Annotated in this window: 3 protein-coding genes and 1 pseudogene; 3 read left to right on the top strand and 1 reads right to left on the bottom strand. The window is 65.4% G+C overall.

The window, feature by feature from the left end:
• A pseudogene (locus EN969_RS17220) lies at positions 1-503 on the bottom strand (MurR/RpiR family transcriptional regulator); the annotation flags it as partial.
• Positions 504-648: 145 nt separating this feature from the next.
• Here EN969_RS17220 and EN969_RS17225 point away from each other — a divergent pair.
• The 3 genes from EN969_RS17225 to EN969_RS17235 all read left to right on the top strand — a co-directional run.
• Entirely contained in the window at positions 649-1,815 is a 1,167-nt protein-coding gene (locus EN969_RS17225) for an FAD-binding oxidoreductase (protein ID WP_063170110.1), read from the top strand.
• Complete coding sequence (locus EN969_RS17230; RefSeq protein WP_063170111.1) at positions 1,815-3,671, top strand: branched-chain amino acid ABC transporter ATP-binding protein/permease; 1,857 nt, start codon at positions 1,815-1,817, stop codon at positions 3,669-3,671. The genes EN969_RS17225 and EN969_RS17230 overlap by 1 nt, the downstream gene beginning before the upstream one ends.
• A gap of 41 nt (positions 3,672-3,712) precedes the next feature.
• The coding region (locus EN969_RS17235; protein WP_127419263.1) for an ABC transporter substrate-binding protein at positions 3,713-4,810 on the top strand (1,098 nt) is incomplete at its 3' end.

Raw genomic sequence — 4,810 nt, forward strand, 5'->3', positions numbered from 1 at the left:
GAGAGCACGCCGAGATCGCGAACCCCGGAGCGGAACTGCACGAGATAGCCGGCCAGCATGCCGGCGATGTGGCGGCTGAACCGGCCGCCAACCATCACGATCTCGCCCTTGGCCTCCATCAGCAAGCGGGCCGCCCGCTCGTAAGTCTGGACGGGTGTCGCGGCGGTGGCTTTCTGCAAGGCCGTGGTGACGCTATCGAGATAGGCCAGCACGGCGCTGTCGTTGGAACCGCTCTGCCGCTTGGCCTCCATCATCAGCAGCGGCGAGTGCAGTCTTGCCTCGACTTCGGCCAGAAGCCTCGCCTGGAAATCCGGAAACCCTTCATAGCCGAGCTTCATCACCAGCCGCACCACGGTTGGATCGCTGACGCCAGCGCGCCGGGCGAGCGATGAGGCGGTGCCGAGGCCGGAGGTCGGATAGTCCGTCAACAGCAGTCGAACGATCTTCTCCTCCGACGGCGTCAGCGCAAGATCCCCGCGCATCAGAACATCGCGTATCGCCATGGGCCTCCCCGGAATCCGTGTTCTCTTGTTTTGTCGAGTTTATTACAGAGATTTAAATATCGGTCAACAATGAAGAGATGTTGACATTGCGCGATCGCTGGCCCTACCTTGTCGAAAAGCAGCCAAGAGACTGTGGGGAACAGCCATGCGAAATGGAAGCGACGTCATCGTCGTCGGTGCCGGTATTGTCGGATCGAGCGCGGCCTATGATCTGGCCAAAGCCGGTGTGAAGGTCACGCTGGTCGAGCAGACCCATCCCGCCGGCGGCCCGTCGGGCAAATCGTCGGCGCTGCTGCACGCCTTCTACCTGATGCCGGAACTGTCGCAGCTATCCATCCGTGGCCGAGAGATCCTGGTGTCGCTGCCCGAAATCGCGGGCGAAGGATCCTTTGTCACCGAAATCGGCATGATGTGGGTCTGCGGCAACGACAACAAGGCGAGCTGGACGTCGGCAGCCGAACGCATCCGCGGCGAGGGCGCGCGCATCAAGACATTGTCGCCGCAGGCCTTTGCCGATGCCGCACCGGGCTTTGCCCTGGACAATGTCGCGCTGGCGCTGTGGGAACCCGAGTATGGCTATGCCGATGCCTTCGGCGCCACCAATGCTATTGCCCGTGCCGCCCGCGCCAGTGGTGCCAGGATCATGCAGAACACGTTGGTCGAGAGCCTCCAGCGGCAGGGCGACCGCATCACGGGTGTCATCTTGACCGATGGAACGATGCTGGAGGCCGATACCGTCGTCCTGGCCGCCGGGCCGTGGACGCGCCGGCTGCTGGCGACGGTCGGCCTCGATCTGCCGCTGCATGTCGAGCGCCATCCGATGGCCGTGCTCGACGCTGCCGGCAAGGCAAGGCAGGTCATGCCGTTCGCCTGGTGCGACGACATTTCCTGCAACTATGCGCGGCCAGACAATGACGGCGTCATCCTCGCCGGGACCTGGGCCGGCGGCGGCACCGGCCTGCGCCACGAACATGCAGGCCGTCCACGCTTCGTCGAAAATCCCGATGATTACATGGAAGGTGTCGAGGAGCAGGAATCGGTCGAGATCCTGGAGACCTTCGCCAGCCGCGTGCCGGCCATGGCCGAGCTTGGCATCCGGCCGGGCTATGCCGGTCTCTACGACATGAGCCCCGACGATCTGCCGGTCATCGGCGCCATGCCTGATGTCGAAGGGCTGGTCGTTTCGGCGGGGTCTTCCGGCCACGGCTTCAAGACCGGGCCGGCAGTCGGCGAGGCGGTGGCCAAGCTGGTCACCCAAGGCGCGCAACCGATCCTGGCCCCGTTTTCACCCGATCGCTTCAGGGCCGCGTGATGGCGTCGGTGACGACGAGCGAGAGCAAGAGTTCCGGCTTCATGCCGGCCGCGTTCCGCAACGCCACGGCCGATGCCCTGTGCATGGTCGCGGTGCTGTTGCTGGTGGCGCTTGCCGCCTTCATCTTCGGCGGCGCCGCCATGCAACGCGTCGTCACCTATGCCGCGATCATGCTGACGGCGGTGCTCGGCCTGCAGATATTCTCCGGCAACAGCGGCATCGTCTCGTTCGGCCAGGCGGCCTTTGTCGGCCTCGGCGCCTATGCGACAGGCATCCTCACCATGCCGACGGCACTGCAGCGAACGGCGCTGCGCGACCTGCCGCAATTCCTCGCCGGCCATCAACTCTCCTTCGTCGCAGCGCTGGCCATCGTCCTGGCTCTGGCGGTCGTCGTCGGCCTGCTGACCGGTGCGCCGCTGCTAAGGCTTTCCGGATCGAGCGCCTCGATCGCCACGCTGGCCATGCTGATCATCGTCTACACGCTGCTGGTCGCCGGGCGCGAGATCACCCGCGGCAGCCAGCCTTTCTACGGCGTGCCGCGTGAGGTCGGGCTGTGGACCGCTGCCGCAGTCGCTTCGGTGGCGCTGGTGGCGGCGAGGCTGTTTCGCGAAACCTCTTTCGGCCTTGCCAGCCGAGCCGCCGCCAATGACGAGCGTGGTGCGGCCGCCGTCGGCGTCGACCAACGCACGGCGCGTCTGGCCGCCTGGGTGGCGGGTGTCGTCGCCGCCATGGCTGCCGGCGCCATGATGGCGCAGTTTCTGGGTGCGTTTTCACCGCGCGATTTCTATTTCGACCTGGGCTTCACCATGCTTGCCATGCTGATCGTCGGCGGCATGACCTCGTCGCTCGGCGCTTTCGCCGGCGTCATCGTCACCATCGTTTTGGTCGAAGTGGTACGCCGCTTCGAAGGCGGCGGCGAAGTGCTCAGCCTGCATCTGCCTGTCCTGTTCGGCTTGACCCAGGGCGTGCTTGCCATCGCCATGATCCTGGTCATCTGGCGACGCCCGACCGGCCTGTTCGGCGAGCGTGAGCTGAACCTGCTGCGCCGGCCCGGACGTCAGGCCGTGACGGCTTCGGCGGCACCTCCGCAGCGTGTCGAGAGTGACCGGCTCTCCGCCGAGCGTCTGTCGCGCCGTTATGCCGGCGTCGTTGCTGTCGACGACGTCAGCCTGAGTTTCGAAACGGACAGCATCACCGGTATCATCGGCCCCAATGGCGCCGGCAAGACGACGCTGCTCAACATGCTGGCCGGTGATGTCAAGCCAAGTGCCGGTACCGTGTCGGTGGGTGGCGCGGTGCGGCAGGCTTCTGCCTTCCGCTTCGCGCGCTCCGGCGTTGCCCGCACCTTCCAGAACATCCGCGTCTTCCCGCACATGACGGTGCTGGAAAACGTCGTCGTCGCCGCACGCCAGGTAGAGCCTGATCTCGTCCATGCCGAGGCGGCGGCAATGGGTGAACTTGCGCGCATGGGGCTGGAGAGATTTGCCGATCAGCCGGCCGCCAGGCTTGCCTATGGCCAGCGACGCCGGTTGGAAGTGGCACGTGCGCTGGCGTTGAAGCCGCGCTTCCTGCTGCTGGACGAGCCGGCCGCCGGCATGAACGCCGTCGAGACCGCCGAACTGGTTTCCATCCTCTCGACAGTCCGCACCGAGCGCCGCATCGGCGTCGTCCTGATCGAGCACGACATGAGGCTGGTGATGAACCTGTGCGAACGCATTGTCGTCATCGATCATGGCCGCGTCATCGCCGACGGCACGCCGGGCGACGTTCAGAAGAACCCCGCCGTGATCGCCGCCTATCTCGGCAGCCGCACGGCGCTCGCCAAGACCGCAACGCCTGAAAACCAGACCGCATAGACCGCAACGACCAACGACAAAAATCCAGAAGGAGAACCGACATGCCAAGCCTCTATCGCCTCCATCGCGCCGCCTTCTGCGCTGCCGTGTTCGGCATCGCCACCATTTCGACGGCCAGCGCCGAGGAGATCATCATCGGTGCCGCGACCGCGCAGACAGGCGGTCTTGCCCCTTACGACCAGCCGGCACTTGCCGGCCTGCGCATGTCGCTCGACGAACTCAACGCCAAGGGCGGGTTCGGCGGCAAATACACCGTCAAGCTGCTGATCAAGGACACCCGCTCCGACACCGCGCAGACCGCCACGGTCGCGCAGGAGCTGATCGATGCCGGCGCCAAGATCATGATCACGCCGTGCGATGCCGATCCCTCGATTTCCGCCGGCCAGCTGACCCAGCCTCTCGGCATTCCGACCCTGACGCTGTGCGGCTCCGCCCCGGTGCTCACCGGCGCGGTCGGCGATGTCATGTTCGGCACCTATCCCGCCGACAATGTACAGGCGACGGCGGTTGCCGACTTCGCCGTCTCCGAAGGCAAGAAGAAGGTGTTCCTGCTGACCTCGCCGGACTCCACCTACACCGCCAATCTGCCGGAATATTTCGGCAAGGTGTTCGAGAAGAAGGGCGGCACCATTGTCGGCCGCGGCACTTTCAGCATGGGCCAGCCCGACTTTTCCGCCGAGATCACCAACATCAAGGGCTTGGCCGATAAGCCCGACCTGATCATGACGGCGGCCTATGAGCCCGATTTCCCAGCCTTCATCCAGCAATTGCGCGGCGCCGGCGTCACCATCCCGGTCTATGGAGCCGATGCCATCGGTACGCCGACCATCAAGGCGCTCGGCAAATTGGTCGACGGCGTCGTCTACACCGCGGCCGGCTATGCCGAGCCGGGCAGCAAGCTCGAAGCCTTCAACGCCGCCTTCACCAAATATGCCGGCCATGCGCCGGAATCGACCTATGAGGTCAATGGCTACGAGATCGGCCTGATCCTCGACCAGGCGGTCAAGACGGCCGGCTCCGACGACCCGAAGGCGATCCGCGACGCCATCGCCGGCCTCAAGGATTTCGAGGGCATCACCGGCAAGATCACCTATGCCGGCACCGACCGCATGCCGCTGCGGCCAGTGGCGCTGATGCGC

Source organism: Mesorhizobium sp. M7A.F.Ca.CA.003.01.2.1 (assembly GCF_003998945.1).
GTDB lineage: Bacteria > Pseudomonadota > Alphaproteobacteria > Rhizobiales > Rhizobiaceae > Mesorhizobium > Mesorhizobium ciceri.

Bases quoted from the DNA above. Each gene is read 5' to 3' on its own strand.
- EN969_RS17230 (WP_063170111.1), top strand. From the start codon at position 1,815: ATGGCGTCGGTGACGACGAGCGAGAGCAAGAGTTCCGGCTTCATGCCG.
- EN969_RS17225 (WP_063170110.1), top strand. From the start codon at position 649: ATGCGAAATGGAAGCGACGTCATCGTCGTCGGTGCCGGTATTGTCGGA.